This window comes from Pseudomonas sp. CVAP#3, from assembly GCF_018986375.1.
GTDB lineage: Bacteria > Pseudomonadota > Gammaproteobacteria > Pseudomonadales > Pseudomonadaceae > Aquipseudomonas > Aquipseudomonas helvetica.
The window spans coordinates 50,191-66,746 of the sequence record NZ_JAHMSC010000004.1 but is presented as its reverse complement, the minus strand read 5'-3'; the positions used below and the strand labels follow the sequence as shown (position 1 = coordinate 66,746).

Here is a 16,556-nt window from a genome sequence, read left to right as displayed (position 1 = left end):
GGGGTGTCGGCAGTTCCAGGTCTTCTCTCGATCAGTGGGGGGAGGGCTATTCAGCGGCGCCACGATCCATGAGGCAATTCAACCTGCCGCTGAGCCGCTGCCAAGGCAACCTTCAGCCCCTGTTTATCCAGTGGTATGCAGTAGGCGGGTTTGGCCCGTTCGAATCGCCAGCTTTCATCAAGGCTGCCAGCATCGACAGCGTCGAATCCAATCTCGTCCAGCAACGTGATCACCAAGGCTTTCGCGACCGGATCATCCGCAGCGATCGGCAGTGCGCGTCGGTTGGGTGCAGCTTTCGGGCGCGAGTCCTGTACCAGGTCTTGAGCGAGGATTGCGTTAAAAACCTTGACCACCCTGGAGTGGGGCAGGTGCTCGGCGAGCAGGCGGCTGGTGGTGGTGTCGAATCGGTCCAGGACGGGAATGTGACCGTCTCGTTCCGGGTAGTAGTTGTTGGCATCCAGGACGATTTTGCCCTCCAGCCACTTGGCCGGCACGCTTCGGTATTGCGCCAGGGGGATTGCCACGAGAACCACTTCACCAAACTGCGCAGCCTCCTCGAGGGTCCCGACTTTACTGCCGGGAATGTCACTGAGCACGCTGCTCATGGTCTGTGGCCCACGTGAATTGCTGAGCATCGCCTCGTGTCCCGCCGCGATGACCAATTGCGCCACTGCACGTCCGATGAAGCCTGCCCCAATAATACCGATACGCATGTCCTTGCTCCGCTGGTTGGTAAGAAGAAATCATGATGATTGCCAACCAGTGGAAGATAAATAATCATCGACTACTTAGTCTCGTTACCAGGAGTATTGAATGATGGATCGCCTGACGAGCATGAGCGCTTTTGTGATCGCGGCGGAATCAGGCTCCTATGCCCGCGCCGCCGAGCGCTTGGGCATGTCGCCGCAGATGGTGGCCAAGCATGTTGCCGCTCTTGAGCACCGGCTGGGGGCACGGTTACTGAACCGTACCACCCGGCGGCAAAGCCTGACGGAACTGGGGAGTGCTTACTATGAGCGCTGTAAGCATATTGTGAGCGAAGCCCAGGCTGCCGATTCCCTTGCGCAGATCATGAGCGACACCCCTCGTGGCAAACTGAAAATCAGTGCGCCCGTGACTTTCGGTTCCTATAGCCTCATGCCGTTCTTGACGGATTTTTTGCGTCACCACCCTGAAGTGGAAATCGATCTGCATTTGACGGATCGCTTCGTCGATCTGGTGGAAGAGGGGTATGAAGTGGCTTTCCGGATCGGCCCCTTGGCCAACTCCAGTCTGACCGCCAGACCGTTGGCGCCTTATCGGTTGGTGGCCTGCGCAGCACCGAGCTACCTGATTGAACGCGGAACGCCACAGACACCGGCTGATCTCGAGAACCATGAATGTTTGGGATTTGCCTATTGGTCTCGCCCGGCCGACCGCGAATGGCAGTTCTGTAAAGGCTCCACCGTTCATAAAGTACAAGTCTCCAGTCGTTTGCAGGTCAACGAGAGCAAAGCACTGCTGTCAGCCGCGCTTGACGGGTTTGGAATTGTCCTTGGATCCGAAGACTTTCTTCAGCCTGCACTGCAAAGCGGCGAGTTGGTGCGACTGCTGGCTGATTTCGAAGCGCCGAGCAGACAGATGCATTTGCTCTACACGGCAAATCGTCAGAGAACCGCCAAACTCCGACGATTTATCGAGGCTGCTATCGAGCGCTTTGGTGCGGTTTGAGCCTGCTTATGAGTTGTCCAGGCCGCATTGACCTGTGATTGATCCCGATCGCAGGTTACCGCTTCAATGACTGGATGCTTTTTTCCATTCCCTATACGCCAGCGGCAAACACACCGCACACGGTCGATAACCCGCGGCGCGGGCCGTGGTTTCATCGGCGAAAAATACCCGGTGCGCGACATAGCCGCCACGGGCAATGGCACGCAGTGCAGCAGGGCAGTCCAGTCGACCGTAGATTCGTGATCGTCGATGGCCGCCCATTTGTCCGGGTTCGGCGCTGTCTAGCGGATCGCCCTGAGCATTGATCAACACAAAGCGTTTCATGGGTTCGGCACTCGCCACAGATACCAGGCGGCCACGGTTCTATAGGGGCTCCATGCCTGACCGATATCGACCATCTGCTTGCGGCTTGGCTGTTGCTCCTGGCCCTTGAGACGGCGGTAACCGTCGCGCACGCCAAAGTCGTCGGCGGGCAGGATATCCATGCGTTCGAGGGTATAGATCAGCAGCATCTCGACAGTCCAGCGGCCGACACCGCGTAACCGGGTCAGGCGTTCGATCAATTCGTCGTCGCTCATCGACAGCGCATTTGAACGATCCGGCACCAGCCCCTCCAGCGCGCCTTGGGCGATACCGTGAAGCGTGGCGATCTTGCTGCCGGAGAAACCGCAGCCGCGCAGCACCTCGAATTCGCAGGCCAGCAATTGCTCGGGTGTCGGGAACGGCGAATCGGGAAACAGCGCTATCAAACGCCCGAGAATGGCATCGCCGGCCTTGGCATGGAGTTGCTGATAAGCAATGGCCCGAACCAGCGCTTCGTAGGGATCGCGGGCCGGTTTTGGCTGGTGCAGGCACGGGCCGATGGCGGCGATGTGCTGCGCCCAGTCCGAGTCGATGGCGGACAGGTATTGGCTGGCGTGGTGAAAGGGCATGGTTATTCCAGACAGAAGATCAGGTACTGCAAGCAGATTAAAGGTCTGCCCGCAGGATCGCACCCGGTCTCTTGCGCTCAAAACTTCGTGACGCTCTCTAGCGCAGCAGATGCACTGCCAAACCAATGAGCGCACAGGCCATCAATACTTGAATGACGCCACGCTTGAAGCGAAACAAGGCAATCGCTGCGGCAATGGCGATCAGCGCAGAGGGCCAGTCGAGGGTGCCACTGAACCCTTTGGGCCACAGCACGTGATAGCCGAAGAACACTGCCAGATTAAGAATCACCCCAACCACAGCGGCAGTGATCCCGGTGAGCGGCGCGGTGAACTTGAGTTCGTTGTGCGTCGTCTCCACCAGCGGCCCGCCGGCGAGGATGAACAGGAACGAAGGCAGGAAGGTGAACCAGGTCACCAGCGTCGCCGCGACGGCGCCGCTGAGAAACACCTGGTCGGCGCCGAACACCTGCGAAACATAGGCCCCGACAAAGCCGACGAAAGCCACCACCATGATCAGCGGCCCCGGCGTGGTTTCTCCCAGCGCCAGGCCGTCGATCATTTGTGTCGGGGTCAGCCAGCCATAGTGTCCGACTGCGCCCTGGTAGACATACGGGAGCACCGCGTAGGCGCCGCCAAATGTCAGCAGTGCCGCCTTGGTGAAGAACCAGGCCATCTGGGTCAAGGTACCTTCCCAGCCAAAGAGCATGGTCAGGATCGCCATTGGCAACGCCCATAACACCGCGCCGATGAGTGTCAGCAGCGCCAGTTTCAACCAGCTGAACCGGGCATGGTCGGGGGAAGGGGTGTCGTCATCGATCAATGCCGGGCCATAGGATTTTTGGGCGGCGCTGTGGCCTCCGATCCGGAACTTCTCCGGAGCAAAACGGCCACCCAGGTAGCCGATCAAGGCCGCACTGAGCACGATCAGCGGAAAGGGGACATTGAATGCAAATATCGCCGCGAACGACGCCGCCGCGATGGCCCACAGCCAATTGTTCTTCAGCGCTCGCGAACCGATTCGATGAGCCGCCTGTACGACAATGGCGGTCACGGCCGGTTTGATGCCATAGAAAAGGCCGGCGACCATCGGCACGTCGCCGAAGGCGATATACATCCAGGACAAGGCAATCAGGATGAACAGCGAGGGCAGCACAAACAGCCCGCCTGCGATGACGCCGCCCCAGGTTCGATGCATCAGCCAGCCGATGTAGGTTGCCAACTGCTGGGCTTCCGGTCCTGGCAGCAACATGCAGTAGTTGAGGGCGTGCAGAAATCGCCGCTCGGAAATCCAGCGCCGTCGTTCGACCAGCTCCTGGTGCATGATCGAAATCTGTCCTGCAGGCCCGCCAAAACTGATGAAACCCAGCTTGAGCCAGAACCAGAATGCCTCACGCAAACTGATCGCCTCAGGCCTTGGCAGTTCCTCGTCAACGAGCGATGGAGAAGCATTACTCATTGGGGTATTCCTCTTTCACAAACGCGGCAGGTGGTGGTCATGGGCAAGGGCTTCGTGTTTTCCGGCCAGTACCTGCTCAATGCTTGTGCCGGTGATGAATGTCCGGGAAATGCGGGTGGCTATGCCGGATCGCCTGATGTTGGTGAACGTGACTGTGGGGTTCGCTACCATCCCATTCAAAGTCATGCTCATGCTGATGGTGTTCATCGTGAACATGCCGGTGACCATGGATGAGCGGCTCGTGCTGGTGGTCGTGCGCATGGCTTTCAGTGAGGTGAATCCAGACGCCAATGCCCATCAGCAGGGCGGCGATCCAGAATGTCAGTGAAGCCGGTTCGCCGAGGATCAAAATCGCAATCGCCGCCCCCAGAAACGGCGCGGTCGAAAAGTACGCGCCGGTGCGTGCCGTGCCCAGGCCGCGAAGGGCGAGCACGAACAGCACCAGGCTAATGCCGTAACCGAGAAAACCGACCAGGAGTATCGGCGCGAGCGTGGCGATGTTTGGCAGTTTGGCCCCTAACGATAACGCCAGCGTACAGTTGACCGCCCCCGCGACCAGCCCCTTGATACCGGCAATGAACAGGGCATCGGACGCCGAGATCTTGCGGGTCAGGTTGTTATCGATGGCCCAGCAGGCACAGGCCAGCGCGACGGCCAGCGGGCCGATCCAGCCTTGCGCCTGTGTCGAGTCCTGTGGCCAGGCCAGGAACACTCCGCCAGCGACGATGGCCAACATGCCCGCAACGATTCGCCGATCAGCATTCTCCTTGAACACCAGCCAGGCCAGCAGCGCGGTCAGTACCGATTCCAGGTTGAGCATCAGCGAGGCCGTTGCCCCTGAAGTCAGGGTCAAGCCGAACATCAATGCCACCGGCCCAAGCACACCGCCGAAGGCGATGGCACCGATCAGCCACGGCCACTCGCCGGCCGTCAGACCGGTTGCCTGCCAGCCGCGGTCGCGGATAAATCTGACCAGGGTCAAGCCGAGTCCACTGCCCAGGTACAGCAGCCCCGCCAGTAAAATCGGTGAGACCTCCACACCCAGCAATTTGGCCAGCGGGGTGCTGGCGCCAAACAGTGCGGCCGCGCTCAAGGCGTAGATAATGCTCAGGTTCATGGGGGCTCAGTGCCTTAACGTTCAAGGAGATTCAGGCCCTGCGGGCCATCAGAAATACCAATGCTGCCAATGATATCGCTCTACTCGAACATGATGCCCGTTTGGCGTTCATTTCAGGCACAAAAACCACGCCCCAGCACCGAAAGCAGCGGCGTCCTGGCCAATGAATGTCCGCCATTCGATGTGGATTCAATCGGTCGATTGTCCCGGCAGCAAGCATTGGGCATTATCCTTTGCCTGATATGAAGGAACGTATCCCATGACTACTACACCTACGTTGCATTTGATGTGCGGCAAGATCGCGTCTGGTAAATCAACGTTGGCAAAAGTACTTGCCGACAACCACGCGGCCATCCTACTCAGCGAAGACCATTGGCTTTCGATGCTTTACCCCGGAGAGATCCGTTCGGTGAGCGATTATGTGCGGTGTGCACATCGCATTCGTGGGGTATTGGGGCCGTTGGTCACCAACATGCTTGCGGCAGGTGTTTGCGTGGTACTGGATTTTCCTGCAAACACCGTCTCTGATCGCGAGTGGTTGCGCACCTTGGCAGATCATGCGAGGGCGCAGCATTGCCTGCATTATCTGGACGTTGACGAAGAGACTTGCCGCGCCAGATTGCACGCACGGAACGCCGAGGGCGCACATGATTTCGCAGCCACAGACGACGAATTTGATCTGATCACACGCTACTTCAGCATTCCGGGCGAGGAGGAGGGGCTGGTTGTCGTTGTGCATTAGCAACGATCAACTTTGCGCTGGGCAGCCACGTGGTAGCCGCCCCCTGCGGTGAACACGATTGCGAATAGGCCCGCCAGCAGGCTCGCGCCCCATAGCGCGCCATGGTCTTCGATGATCGCGGTGCTGGAGGGTGCATCGGCGCGGTAGAACACCGTCACAGAGTCGCCCACCGCGTAGCCGAATATAAACCCGTTCTCGGGGTAGCTGACTGCCTTGCCCGTGGCGTCGGTGAAGTCAATTTGTGGGTGGCTGCCGCCCGCGTTCAGGGCGCTGACATGCCCTTCGGCTCGTTGCGCCTGGGCCAGAAAGCCCAGCCGGTCTTCGACCAGCCATAGGGTGAGGTAGAGCAGGCACAGGCCCAGCGGGATGAAAATCAGCGCGCGGAGCAGATCGCCCCGGCCAGAAGATGGCGTCTTGGTCATGGCAGGTCCCTTGCATCGTCCGTAAACGCCGGCTATTACGATGAACCGGCGGGAATCTGTCAATCGGATGGGGAAGAGCTGCGTCTGGCGCTGCCTAGAGTTCATATCGGTGCCATTGCATTTACTGACTTCGGCATGATCCAGGGCTGTCTACTGCGACTTTGGGTTTCGCAGCGCTGTATTTCTTTCTCTTAAATCTCGTGTGTGTCGCCGCACCAACCCGGTTTAACGGGTTTCGCGAGCGATACCATTTTGATATCTCATCCGTTAAAGTGTGCGCCGCTCGAGAGACGGATCCCGGGCTTTTTCTCATGGAGTTATTCAGTGAAACACCTCAGCAAAGTTGTTGCCGTTGTACTGTTCGGCCTGGTTCTGGCGGGTTGCACCGGCACCTCGATGAAAACCCAGCACTATGACAGCACCCAATACACCGTTCTGGGTCACAGTGAAGCGAGCGCCACAGGCCTCATGCTGTTTGGCTGCATCCCGATCCAGCAGAACAGCCGTTTTGTTCGTGCTCAGGACGCGGCGATCAAGGCCAAGGGCGGCGATGCAATGATCAACACCCAGGTGCAGGAAAAATGGTTCTGGGCTTGGGTCCTGACCGGTTACACCACCAAGATCTCCGGTGATGTGATCAAGTTGAAAAACGTTCAGTAAACGCAGTACCTGGCCTGCGGGCAAGTACGCGCTGACGTGAAAAAGCCCGGTTTAGCCGCAGTGCTGTTCACTTAAGCCGATGTTTCAGGCATATCCGCAGTTGTGGCGAGGGAGCTTGCTCCCGCTGGGGCGCGAAGCGGCCCTGAATTGGGCCTGCTACGCAGTCTAGCGGGAGCAAGCTCCCTCGCCACAGATACTTCTCAGGCCTGCAGACCTCCTTAAGTGAACAGCATTGCGGTTTAGCCGGGCTTTTTCGTCTGTGCTCGTTACATCACTCGTAGCTGGCGAATCCTGCGTTCGGATCGGTCCGCGCTCGGGCGAAGCGGCGTAAAATCATGCCATGCGGTCTTCCAGATTGACCAAGGAAGCAGGGGTTACGAGTGCTTCGCAGCCGAACGCAAATGGCTGCGCAAAGTTGCGAGCAGCACAATCCCGGCCTATGGTCCAAGCGAGACATTTCCTGCGATGGGCGCACGTTGACTTACCGTCGGTTGCAGTCCATCCAATGTGATAGTCCGCAAGGAGGTGAAGACATGCCGAACAACTCTCGCCCGGCTGTGCTCGGGCTGATTGGCAATACGCCGCTGGTGCGCGTCAGCCGCTTCGATACCGGCCCGTGCACGTTGTTCCTCAAGCTTGAATCGCAGAACCCCGGGGGGTCGATCAAGGACCGCATCGGCCTGGCGATGATCGATACCGCCGAGCGCGATGGCCGCCTGCAACCTGGCGGCACCATCGTCGAGGCCACCGCCGGTAACACCGGCCTCGGCCTGGCCCTGGTCGGCCGCGCCAAGGGATACCGGGTGGTGCTGGTGGTGCCGGACAAGATGTCCACCGAGAAAGTCCTTCACCTCAAGGCGATGGGCGCCGAGGTACACATCACGCGCTCCGACGTCGGCAAGGGCCATCCCGAATACTACCAGGACGTTGCCGCGCGGCTGGCGCAGGATATTCCCGACGCGTTCTTCGCCGATCAGTTCAACAACCCGGCCAACCCGCTGGCCCACGAGTGCAGCACCGCGCCGGAGATCTGGGCGCAGACCGAGCATGATCTGGATGCCATCGTCGTCGGTGTCGGTTCGGCCGGCACGTTGACTGGACTGACCCGCTTCTTTCGCCGTGTGCAGCCTGACCTGGAAATGGTGCTGGCCGACCCGGTCGGCTCGGTGATGGCCGAATACAGCCGCAGCGGCACCCTCGGCACACCCGGTTCGTGGGCGGTGGAAGGCATCGGCGAAGACTTCATTCCGTCGATTGCCGACCTGTCCAGCGTGCGCCAGGCCTACTCGATCAGCGACGAGGAAAGTTTCGATCATGCCCGCCAATTGCTGCGCGCCGAAGGCATTCTTGGCGGTTCTTCGACCGGTACATTACTGGCGGCCGCATTGCGCTACTGCCGCGAGCAAACCGAGCCGAAGCGGGTGGTCAGCTTCGTCTGCGACACCGGCACCCGTTATCTGTCGAAGATCTACAACGACCAGTGGATGACCGATCAGGGCCTGCTTGCGCGCAAGCGCTACGGCGATCTGCGCGACCTGATTGCGCGGCGCTTCGAGGATGGCCGGGTGATCAGCGTCGGTCCGGACGACACATTGCTGACTGCCTTCCAGCGCATGCGCCTGGCGGATGTGTCGCAACTGCCGGTGCTGGTGGGCGGAAAGCGGCTGGTCGGGGTGATCGACGAGTCGGATATTCTGCTGGGCGTGCACAAAGACGCGTCGCACTTTCGAATGACCGTGGCCAGCGCGATGACCGACAAGGTCGAAACCCTGCCTCCCGGCGCCAGCCTGGCTGAACTGCAGGCGGAACTCGACCGTGGGCTGGTGGCGATCATCGCCGATGCCTCGGGCTTCCATGGTCTGATCACTCGCGTCGACATGCTCAATCACTTGCGGAGATCCCTTACATGAGTCAGCACGATGAAAACGCCACGCCACGGGCCTTCGCCACCCGTGTGATCCATGCCGGCCAGACGCCGGACCCGACCACCGGGGCGTTGATGCCGCCGATTTATGCGAACTCCACCTACTTGCAGCAGAGCCCCGGCGTACACAAGGGTTTCGACTATGGGCGCTCGCACAATCCGACGCGTTTTGCGTTGGAGCGCTGTGTGGCAGACCTTGAGGGCGGCACCCAGGCATTTGCCTTCGCCTCCGGGCTGGCGGCGATCTCCACCGTGCTTGAACTGCTCGACACGGGCGCGCATATCGTCTCCGGTAACGACCTGTATGGCGGCACTTTCCGGCTGTTCGACAAGGTGCGTCGGCGCAGCGCCGGGCATCGTTTCAGCTTCGTCGATCTGACTGACCTGACGGCATTCGAAGCGGCGCTGCAGGACGACACACGGATGGTCTGGGTCGAGACGCCGAGCAATCCCTTGCTGCGCATCACCGACCTTGCCGCGGTCGCGCGTACCTGCCGCGAACGGGGCATCATCTGTGTGGCCGACAACACCTTCGCCAGCCCACGGATACAGCGGCCGCTGGAGCTGGGCTTCGATATCGTGCTGCACTCGACGACCAAGTACCTGAACGGCCACTCCGACGTGATCGGTGGCATCGCGGTGGTCGGGCAGAATGCTGAACTGCGCGAGCGCCTGGGCTTTCTGCAGAACGCGGTGGGGGCTATCGCCGGGCCGTTTGACGCATTTCTCACCCTGCGCGGCGTGAAGACCCTGGCGCTGCGCATGGAGCGTCACTGCAGCAACGCGCTGGAACTGGCGCGCTGGCTTTCGCATCAGCCACAGGTGGCACGCGTCTACTATCCGGGCCTGCCGTCGCACCCGCAGCACGAACTGGCGCAACGGCAGATGCACGGTTTCGGCGGGATGATTTCCCTCGACCTCGATACCGACCTGGCCGGTGCCAAGCGTTTCCTCGAGAGCGTGCAGATCTTCGCCCTGGCCGAGAGCCTGGGCGGGGTCGAAAGCCTGATCGAGCATCCAGCGATCATGACGCACGCCAGCATCCCCGCCGAAACCCGTGCAGAGCTTGGCATCGGTGATGCGCTGATACGTTTGTCAGTGGGGGTCGAGGATGTCGAAGACCTGCGCGCCGACCTGGCCCAGGCGCTGGCGCAGATCTGAGCAGTGCAACCCTGTAGCAGCTGGCGAAGCCTGCGTTCGGATCGGTCCGCGCTCGGGCGAAGCAGTCGTAAATCCTGCATCCACGGTTAACCTGAAAAAACGTGGTGTCTGATTTTACGACTGCTTCGCAGCCGAACGCCGGCATTCGCTGCTTACCTGCTAGGCGTCTAAACGGAGGCAAACGATGACACGGGTTCGCGTTGAGGGCTTCACCCTCTCGCTCGATGGATACGGAGCCGGTCCGAATCAAGACATCAACAATCCGCTCGGTGTTGGCGGGACGGAACTGCACCAGTGGCTAGTCCCGACACGCACGTTCCAGCGGGCCTTGTTCGGCAAGGACGGCGGTACGACCGGGGTTGACGATGATTTCGCCGCCCGTGGCTTTCAGAATGTTGGGGCCTGGATTCTTGGGAGGAACATGTTCGGACCCATTCGTGGGGACTGGCCGGACACAAACTGGAAAGGCTGGTGGGGAGATAATCCACCGTATCACGCTCCAGTCTTCGTCTTGACCCATCACGCTCGTCCCCCCATCGAGATGGAAGGCGACACGACGTTCCACTTCATAACAGGAGGCATTCGCGAGGCGCTCGACCGTGCACGCGAGGCTGCTGCCGGAATGGACGTGCGAATCGGCGGTGGGCCGGACACAATCCGGCAGTATCTTCGTGAGGGCCTCATTGATGAACTGCACATTGCTATCGCACCGGTCCTGCTCGGCCGTGGAGAATCGCTGTTCGAAGGGGTTGACTTGCGGACTTTGGGATACGAATGCGTTGAACACGTAGCGTCGGAGAAGGCCACGCATGTCGTCCTTCGGCGCCAAGGGCACACGGACGACTAACCACTTGCTGAAGGCCGTCAGTGTCAGCTTCTCGACATTTGAATGACCGCTTTCAGGGGTTGTGACTGACGACAATGGGTCGATTTCGGCCAGTCGTGACAGTCAGGAATCGGTTGAATCCACAGCCAAAAGCGGTCGCTCGAAGGTATGCATTTCATTCTTACGCCTTATTCTGCGTCGGACGTCACTGGATCTGAGTTGCAGGAATGACTCAAATATCCGAAGAGCGATTACTTCAAGAGCATGATTTGATCCATGAGAGATGACCCTTACACACTGTCCATGCGCTTTCAGACACCCGCCCCTGGCATTGCCCCACGCGAACAGGCGCCGATGCTCGCCCAGGAGCAAGCCTGGGCGCGGGAGCACGCGTCCAGGCACCGCTTCAGCTGGATCGAGGTGTTAGTGCCGCCGTTGTGCTTTGGCCCTGTTCTGCCGGGTATCGCGTTTTTACTGGGCCTGTTGCTCTATCGCTCGTTATTCGCCCCCGGCCTGGATATTGACCGGATCGTCGGAGCCTCCTTTGGCTGGCTTGCCCTCGCGACGCTGCTCTTCATGGCTGCCTGGGGGTTACGCAACTTCTTGCGCGATGCCCACGACCCGACCAAACGCTACTGGCAGTCCATGCCGGACCAAGGGTTGGCCGAGCTTGAGCACCATAGCCTGGTATCTGGCACCAGCCTGTGGTCCTCCGATTATGATCCGGACTGCAACACCCTCATGCAATGGACAAACGGCAAGCTTGAATGCGTGCAAGACAGCGGTGTGTCGCAATGGGTCCTGGCCAAGACTACTGCGGGCCATTGGCTGGTGCTCAAGGAAGAATATCCGGGCAGCTTCAACTATGGACGGGTTGGGAAAATGCCCACGCCGGACAAGCAAATGCATCCCTGCCAGGAACTGGCGATCGCCTTTGCCCCCGGCACCAACCTCCCTCTCGGCCGGCGTTTCGGCGGCGCGCCGATGCCATTGGTCGACACGCCGTATTGGGTGTCTGCCGATGAACTCAAGCGCCTTGTCGAGGTCGCCCATCACTGGACCTTTTTCCCCCCGGACCGCTACGCCGTGGTCAATAACCAGGATGCCGAGTGGGTGCAACGGCTGGTGGACAGGGCGCAAGCCAGCGTCGGCCCCCGGCCGGACGAGACAGCCAGCAATCGGCCAGGAGCAGTCACTCACAGCCAATGAAACCAGGGCGACTCAACTCAATACAACGACCGGTTGAATCCACAGTCAAAAGCGGCCGGTAGTCGTTGCATCTCGTTTGTCACCAGCGTTTGGCTAAACTTAAAAAGTCGGGAGTGAACTGAAACCTGAGTGATAGCGGCGATCATCGGATCTGGCTTGGCATCAAGACGTGACTCCCAAAGGAGACGACTATGTATGCGGTGATAAGAACCTACCTGGGTACGGGAGCAAAGCAGCTTTTCAATCTATTAGAAGAGCGCAAGGCCGATGTCGAAGCTGCCCTGCGGACAGTGCCTGGCCTCGTCAGCTACACACTGCTGAATACGGGTGATGGTGTGACGGCGGTGACTGTTTGCACGGACAAGGCCGGCAGCGATGCGAGCTTGAAAGTCGCGCGCGAGTGGATTCAGAAAAATGCCTCGCATATCCACGCGAGCCCGCCGATCGTTACGGAAGGCCCGGTCATTGTGCAGATCAAATAGCGCCGTTCCGGTTGATCTCACGACACTATCGCTCCCCCGCACACAAAACGGGCGCCTTCAAGGCGCCCGCTTTCATTCACTTCGACGCTTGCGCCCGCAAGCGTCTGCCGATCACATCCATCAAATCGCACCCATCGCGCAACGGAATGGCCAGCAGCTTGGCGAAGTCGGCCAGCACCACGGTGTCGCTCTCGATGTCGGCACGAAAGGCGATATTTTCGAGAACCTGGGTGACGGTGCGGATGCGGTAGTCGGCGGTGGCTTGCAGCACGTCGAGTGGGGCTTGGGTGTCGATGAGCAGGGATGCCGGGATCAGGTCGATTCCGGTGAGGGGCATGTATCTATCCATGTTTGAAAACTCCGATCAATGCAAAGGTTGACCGCCCCCAATCGTCGCCAAACGATTGGGTGGCAGCTGTACGCAGGTTGGCGAACCGGGATCGGAATACCGGCAGACCCGAAGGTCTCCCGCGCACAGCTGCCATAAAGACAGCTTTGCGAGCGTGCAACAGCGCCTGCAAAAAAGCACAGCGCTTTTGCACCCGATCGACAGGTCGCCAAACCTGGTCGCCATTTGGGCGACGGGGCGGACTATAAGCTTCATCCAATCAGGGGGCAAGGTGAGGGATTCCGAGGCTGCTGTAGGATCTGTATTGATGCGCCCCCGGACCTTTCATGTCCACAGATAGAGCCACATCGCGCATAGGTTTCGCAGGGTAGAGAAGCTATACTCCTGCGCCATGCACACTCCAGATCATATCCGCGAATTGCTCAAAACATGGGTCGCCAAGACCATGCCTCATGCTGAAGACGATGTTTTCATCGGCGAGCTTTGCTTCATCAACAAAGCGAGGCGTGCAGATCTTGTACACGCTAACGGCCAGCTAACGGCATTCGAAATAAAGTCCGCATCAGATAGCCTGTCCAGGTGGGAAGGGCAGCAGGAAGCTTATCTCACGTGCTTTGATCAGGTATGGCTTTGCTGTCATTCCAAGCACCTGGAAAAAGCCTTTGGCGTCACTCATAAAAGCGTTGGGATTCTGGTGGTTGACGACCTTGGATCTATCGCCGTGGTCAGGAAGGCCACGCACAATAAATTGCGCGATAAGTTCACGCTGACGGGGCTTTTGTGGCGGTCCGAGTTAGATGAGATCTGTAAAGAATTTCAAGTAGAAACGAAAAGCGCGATGAAAATAAAAGAAGTGCGCCTCGAAGTCGCAGAGGCGCTGGAGTGGGAGTTGATCCGAGATAAGGTTTTAAGCAGGCTTAAAGCTCGTTACTCAGTAGGTCAGAGCATGTCGTCAATGGAAAGTATGTCGCCATCATCTTCGTATTGAAGAAACTGTAGCGTTGCGCAAATGTGCTGGTTGGCTCTAAAACCGTTCCATACTCCATTGTTGCCATATCGTTCATTGGTTTGGCTTATCCGACCATATTCCCTGGTTGCCCAGCAAAAATCGTCACCATGGTAATCGGGTAGTTGACGGATTTCTCTGGCTAGCTGGACGTAGTTTTCAAATTCTTTATCTCTCCCCAATCGCTTCAACCACCATTCGTTAGGTACGTAATAACTGGCGAAGGGTATGACGGCCATGCCTTGAATGTACTCGACTGCGGCGCCAGGGTTGGTGCCCGCATAATCGCCATAAATCAGGTTTATTGAGTCGTTGAGTTGTCTGGCCTCAGCTTGCCAGACGATGTCGTGACATAGGGCGGTGCTGGAGCTGCCGGATTGAGGCTTTTGACTTGGAAAAGACGAGCTGACAAGCGCCACGCCATACACCTCGTAGTTATCCAGGGCGGATAAACTGTGGTCGAGTGTGCCGCCATTTATGGTAGATATTGGAGATCTATCTCCAAAGTCCAGAATCACAAGTATATTTTCTGGATCGGGTATGGCATCCAGAATACTCATGGCCCTGTCCCAGCTTGGGCCCGCGATTTCAGAGGGGCAAGCAACCCTGATTGCGATGGTGTCAAACTCAGCTAGCAGTAGCCTTGCCTGTTGTATGATGTCTCGGGCGTTGTCGGTGTCTAACCAGGAGACGACCGGTATCAATGAACTGTTTTGAGCTTTGATCTCGACAAACCAATTACGTTTGTTTTCGAAGTGATTGTTGGGGTTGTGTAGATCTCTTTCACCTATCACGTCATTGGCAATGTCTAGCGCAGATCTGGATATATCCATCAAATAAGCGTAGTCACCCCAGTCTGCGAGAAAATCATTAAGGTGGCGTTCTATGCCTCTCATGTTGAGCAGAGGGGACACTAATTCCTTACGAGCATCTTCCAGATTGATCAGTGCTTTTACATCGTTCTGGCCAACTTTCATACACGGTATGTAAAGCATGCGTACCTTCCTTTGATGGGTGTGGATTGAGCGTAGATCTCTTTTCCGTAACCGAACTCTCAGTGATGTATCTGCGTATTTCTGATTGGTTTATCCGGACGAGATGTAGAGGGTCGGCCCTCATTAATTGTGTTTATTACTCATTCCACCCTCCGTAGAATCCCGTCACGGCAGCCCCACCCGAGACGGAACCTCTCACCCATGCAAGCACATTCCACCCAACGCCCCCTCTGGCAAACCTACCTCCTGTTCCTGGCCCCCATGGTCCTGTCGAACTTCCTGCAATCCATGTCAGGCACGATCAACAGCATCTACATCGGCCAAATGCTCGGCACTCAAGCCCTGGCGGCGGTGTCCGGGATGTTCCCTATCGTGTTTTTCTTCATCGCGCTGGTCATCGGCCTTGGTGCGGGGGCCGGGGTGTTGATCGGTCAGGCGTGGGGGGCGCGGGAGCCGCAGATGGTCAAGGCGATTGCCGGGACGACGTTGCTGTTGGGGGCGATGATCGGCTTGGTGGCGGCGGTGGTGGGGAGTGTGTTTGCGCGGCCGGCGTTGCAGGGGTTGGGGACGCCGGCGGATGTGCTGGACGATGCGGTGGCGTATGCGCATGTGATGATGTGGACCCTGCCGTCGCTGTTGGTTTATGTGCTGTTCACCCAGTTGTTGCGTGGGGTCAGCGATACGTTGTCGCCACTGGTGGCGTTGCTGGTGTCGACGTGTATCGGGCTGGCGCTGACGCCGACGTTGATTCGCGGTTGGTTCGGCTTGCCGCAGATGGGCATTCAGAGTGCGGCGTTTGCCGGGTTGGCGGGCAATCTGTCGGCGATGGGTTGGCTGGCCTGGCGGTTGATTCGCAAGGGGCATCCGTTGGCGCCGGATCGGGCGTTTTTTGCGGCGATGCGGCTGGACCTGGGGATCCTCGGCAAAGTGCTGCGCATTGGTCTGCCCACGGGGTTGCAGATGGTGGTGCTGTCGTTGTCGGAGCTGGTGATTCTGGCGCTGGTCAACCAGCACGGTTCCCAGGCAACGGCGGCGTACGGGGCGGTGACGCAGATCGTCAATTACGTGCAGTTCCCGGCGCTGTCGATTGCGATCACGGCGTCGATCCTCGGCGCCCAGGCCATCGGGGCAGGGCGCATCGAACGGATCGGGCTGATCCTGCGCACCGGGCTGTTGATCAACGTGTGGCTGACCGGTGGCCTGGTGGTGTTGGGTTACCTGCTGTCGCACTGGTTGCTGGGGTTGTTCCTCACCGATCCGTCCACCCAGGCCATGGCCGAACACCTGTTGCACATCATGCTCTGGAGCCTGCTGGTGTTCGGTTTCCAGGCGGTTATCGGCGGCATCATGCGCGCCAGCGGCACGGTGATGGTACCGGTGGCAATTGCGATCGTGTGCGTGGTCGGGGTGCAGTTGCCGATGGCGTATTTATTGGATGCGCAGTTCGGATTGCAAGGGGTGTGGATGGCGTTTCCGCTGGCTTACCTGAGCATGCTGGCGTTGCAGACGGCGTATTACACAATGGTCTGGCAGCATCAGAAGATCGAGCGGCTGGTGTAAGAGGA

Annotated in this window: 18 protein-coding genes; 10 read left to right on the top strand and 8 right to left on the bottom strand. The window is 58.8% G+C overall.

All coding sequences use genetic code 11. The annotated features are described in order from the left end of the window. Positions 1 to 50 precede the first annotated feature (50 nt). Positions 51 to 713 carry an NADPH-dependent F420 reductase gene (locus KRR23_RS08770; protein ID WP_216742182.1) on the bottom strand — a complete coding sequence of 221 codons (663 nt, stop codon included), beginning with the start codon at positions 711 to 713 and terminating at the stop codon, positions 51 to 53. 100 nt (positions 714 to 813) lie between these two features. Here KRR23_RS08770 and KRR23_RS08765 point away from each other — a divergent pair, with 100 nt between their 5' ends. Then, entirely contained in the window at positions 814 to 1,710 is an 897-nt protein-coding gene (locus KRR23_RS08765; RefSeq protein WP_216742181.1) for a LysR family transcriptional regulator, read from the top strand. Positions 1,711 to 1,773: 63 nt separating this feature from the next. Here KRR23_RS08765 and KRR23_RS08760 read toward each other — a convergent pair whose 3' ends face one another. The 4 genes from KRR23_RS08760 to KRR23_RS08745 form a co-directional block, all read right to left on the bottom strand. Then, positions 1,774 to 2,034, bottom strand: a complete 261-nt coding sequence (locus KRR23_RS08760) for an Ada metal-binding domain-containing protein (protein WP_216742180.1) — start codon at positions 2,032 to 2,034, stop codon at positions 1,774 to 1,776. Beyond that, positions 2,031 to 2,642, bottom strand: coding sequence for a DNA-3-methyladenine glycosylase (locus KRR23_RS08755; protein ID WP_216742179.1), 612 nt, complete (start codon positions 2,640 to 2,642; stop codon positions 2,031 to 2,033). Before KRR23_RS08755 ends, KRR23_RS08760 begins: the two co-directional genes overlap by 4 nt. A 97-nt stretch (positions 2,643 to 2,739) precedes the next feature. Further along, positions 2,740 to 4,098, bottom strand: coding sequence for a chromate efflux transporter (gene chrA / locus KRR23_RS08750; protein WP_216742178.1), 1,359 nt, complete (start codon positions 4,096 to 4,098; stop codon positions 2,740 to 2,742). A gap of 76 nt (positions 4,099 to 4,174) precedes the next feature. Continuing rightward, positions 4,175 to 5,215 (bottom strand): DMT family transporter, encoded by a 1,041-nt coding sequence (locus KRR23_RS08745; RefSeq protein ID WP_216742177.1) that lies wholly within the window; start codon positions 5,213 to 5,215, stop codon positions 4,175 to 4,177. Positions 5,216 to 5,474: 259 nt separating this feature from the next. Here KRR23_RS08745 and KRR23_RS08740 point away from each other — a divergent pair, with 259 nt between their 5' ends. Further along, positions 5,475 to 5,957, top strand: a complete 483-nt coding sequence (locus KRR23_RS08740; protein WP_216742176.1) for an ATP-binding protein — start codon at positions 5,475 to 5,477, stop codon at positions 5,955 to 5,957. Here the strand turns inward: KRR23_RS08740 and KRR23_RS08735 are convergent. Further along, positions 5,954 to 6,379, bottom strand: coding sequence for a DUF3592 domain-containing protein (locus KRR23_RS08735; protein WP_216742175.1), 426 nt, complete (start codon positions 6,377 to 6,379; stop codon positions 5,954 to 5,956). The two genes, KRR23_RS08740 and KRR23_RS08735, sit on opposite strands and share 4 nt — an antisense overlap. Before the next feature lie 324 nt (positions 6,380 to 6,703). Here KRR23_RS08735 and KRR23_RS08730 point away from each other — a divergent pair, with 324 nt between their 5' ends. The 6 genes from KRR23_RS08730 to KRR23_RS08705 all read left to right on the top strand — a co-directional run bounded on the left by KRR23_RS08730 (position 6,704) and on the right by KRR23_RS08705 (position 12,641). Further along, the gene (locus KRR23_RS08730; protein WP_054597088.1) at positions 6,704 to 7,039 is read left to right on the top strand and encodes a hypothetical protein; all 336 of its coding nucleotides are present in this window, start codon (positions 6,704 to 6,706) and stop codon (positions 7,037 to 7,039) included. 533 nt (positions 7,040 to 7,572) lie between these two features. Beyond that, positions 7,573 to 8,949, top strand: a complete 1,377-nt coding sequence (locus KRR23_RS08725; protein ID WP_216742174.1) for a cystathionine beta-synthase — start codon at positions 7,573 to 7,575, stop codon at positions 8,947 to 8,949. Further along, positions 8,946 to 10,124 (top strand): cystathionine gamma-synthase, encoded by a 1,179-nt coding sequence (locus tag KRR23_RS08720; protein WP_216742173.1) that lies wholly within the window; start codon positions 8,946 to 8,948, stop codon positions 10,122 to 10,124. Before KRR23_RS08725 ends, KRR23_RS08720 begins: the two co-directional genes overlap by 4 nt. Before the next feature lie 184 nt (positions 10,125 to 10,308). After that, the gene (locus tag KRR23_RS08715) at positions 10,309 to 10,971 is read left to right on the top strand and encodes a dihydrofolate reductase family protein (protein WP_216742172.1); all 663 of its coding nucleotides are present in this window, start codon (positions 10,309 to 10,311) and stop codon (positions 10,969 to 10,971) included. A 255-nt stretch (positions 10,972 to 11,226) separates the two neighbouring features. Further along, positions 11,227 to 12,159 carry a hypothetical protein gene (locus KRR23_RS08710; RefSeq protein WP_216742171.1) on the top strand — a complete coding sequence of 311 codons (933 nt, stop codon included), beginning with the start codon at positions 11,227 to 11,229 and terminating at the stop codon, positions 12,157 to 12,159. Positions 12,160 to 12,350: 191 nt separating this feature from the next. Beyond that, the gene (locus KRR23_RS08705) at positions 12,351 to 12,641 is read left to right on the top strand and encodes a hypothetical protein (RefSeq protein ID WP_216742170.1); all 291 of its coding nucleotides are present in this window, start codon (positions 12,351 to 12,353) and stop codon (positions 12,639 to 12,641) included. A 76-nt stretch (positions 12,642 to 12,717) separates the two neighbouring features. Here KRR23_RS08705 and KRR23_RS08700 read toward each other — a convergent pair whose 3' ends face one another. Beyond that, entirely contained in the window at positions 12,718 to 12,990 is a 273-nt protein-coding gene (locus KRR23_RS08700) for a hypothetical protein (protein ID WP_054597094.1), read from the bottom strand. Between the two features lie 391 nt (positions 12,991 to 13,381). On the opposite strand from KRR23_RS08700, the gene KRR23_RS08695 reads away from it, so the two are divergent. After that, positions 13,382 to 13,978 carry a sce7726 family protein gene (locus KRR23_RS08695; protein WP_054597095.1) on the top strand — a complete coding sequence of 199 codons (597 nt, stop codon included), beginning with the start codon at positions 13,382 to 13,384 and terminating at the stop codon, positions 13,976 to 13,978. Here the strand turns inward: KRR23_RS08695 and KRR23_RS08690 are convergent. Next, positions 13,930 to 14,991 (bottom strand): beta family protein, encoded by a 1,062-nt coding sequence (locus KRR23_RS08690; protein WP_216742169.1) that lies wholly within the window; start codon positions 14,989 to 14,991, stop codon positions 13,930 to 13,932. The two genes, KRR23_RS08695 and KRR23_RS08690, sit on opposite strands and share 49 nt — an antisense overlap. A gap of 201 nt (positions 14,992 to 15,192) precedes the next feature. On the opposite strand from KRR23_RS08690, the gene KRR23_RS08685 reads away from it, so the two are divergent. Further along, positions 15,193 to 16,551 (top strand): MATE family efflux transporter, encoded by a 1,359-nt coding sequence (locus KRR23_RS08685; protein ID WP_216742168.1) that lies wholly within the window; start codon positions 15,193 to 15,195, stop codon positions 16,549 to 16,551. Positions 16,552 to 16,556: the final 5 nt, after the last annotated feature.

What these genes read in the sequence shown, in the direction of transcription:
- KRR23_RS08770 (WP_216742182.1), bottom strand. Translation starts at nt 713, where the DNA reads ATGCGTATCGGTATTATTGGGGCAGGCTTCATCGGACGTGCAGTGGCG.
- KRR23_RS08765 (WP_216742181.1), top strand. Translation starts at nt 814, where the DNA reads ATGATGGATCGCCTGACGAGCATGAGCGCTTTTGTGATCGCGGCGGAA.
- KRR23_RS08760 (WP_216742180.1), bottom strand. Translation starts at nt 2,034, where the DNA reads ATGAAACGCTTTGTGTTGATCAATGCTCAGGGCGATCCGCTAGACAGC.
- KRR23_RS08755 (WP_216742179.1), bottom strand. Translation starts at nt 2,642, where the DNA reads ATGCCCTTTCACCACGCCAGCCAATACCTGTCCGCCATCGACTCGGAC.
- chrA (WP_216742178.1), bottom strand. Translation starts at nt 4,098, where the DNA reads ATGAGTAATGCTTCTCCATCGCTCGTTGACGAGGAACTGCCAAGGCCT.
- KRR23_RS08745 (WP_216742177.1), bottom strand. Translation starts at nt 5,215, where the DNA reads ATGAACCTGAGCATTATCTACGCCTTGAGCGCGGCCGCACTGTTTGGC.
- KRR23_RS08740 (WP_216742176.1), top strand. Translation starts at nt 5,475, where the DNA reads ATGACTACTACACCTACGTTGCATTTGATGTGCGGCAAGATCGCGTCT.
- KRR23_RS08735 (WP_216742175.1), bottom strand. Translation starts at nt 6,379, where the DNA reads ATGACCAAGACGCCATCTTCTGGCCGGGGCGATCTGCTCCGCGCGCTG.
- KRR23_RS08725 (WP_216742174.1), top strand. Translation starts at nt 7,573, where the DNA reads ATGCCGAACAACTCTCGCCCGGCTGTGCTCGGGCTGATTGGCAATACG.
- KRR23_RS08720 (WP_216742173.1), top strand. Translation starts at nt 8,946, where the DNA reads ATGAGTCAGCACGATGAAAACGCCACGCCACGGGCCTTCGCCACCCGT.
- KRR23_RS08715 (WP_216742172.1), top strand. Translation starts at nt 10,309, where the DNA reads ATGACACGGGTTCGCGTTGAGGGCTTCACCCTCTCGCTCGATGGATAC.
- KRR23_RS08710 (WP_216742171.1), top strand. Translation starts at nt 11,227, where the DNA reads ATGAGAGATGACCCTTACACACTGTCCATGCGCTTTCAGACACCCGCC.
- KRR23_RS08705 (WP_216742170.1), top strand. Translation starts at nt 12,351, where the DNA reads ATGTATGCGGTGATAAGAACCTACCTGGGTACGGGAGCAAAGCAGCTT.
- KRR23_RS08700 (WP_054597094.1), bottom strand. Translation starts at nt 12,990, where the DNA reads ATGGATAGATACATGCCCCTCACCGGAATCGACCTGATCCCGGCATCC.
- KRR23_RS08695 (WP_054597095.1), top strand. Translation starts at nt 13,382, where the DNA reads ATGCACACTCCAGATCATATCCGCGAATTGCTCAAAACATGGGTCGCC.
- KRR23_RS08690 (WP_216742169.1), bottom strand. Translation starts at nt 14,991, where the DNA reads ATGCTTTACATACCGTGTATGAAAGTTGGCCAGAACGATGTAAAAGCA.
- KRR23_RS08685 (WP_216742168.1), top strand. Translation starts at nt 15,193, where the DNA reads ATGCAAGCACATTCCACCCAACGCCCCCTCTGGCAAACCTACCTCCTG.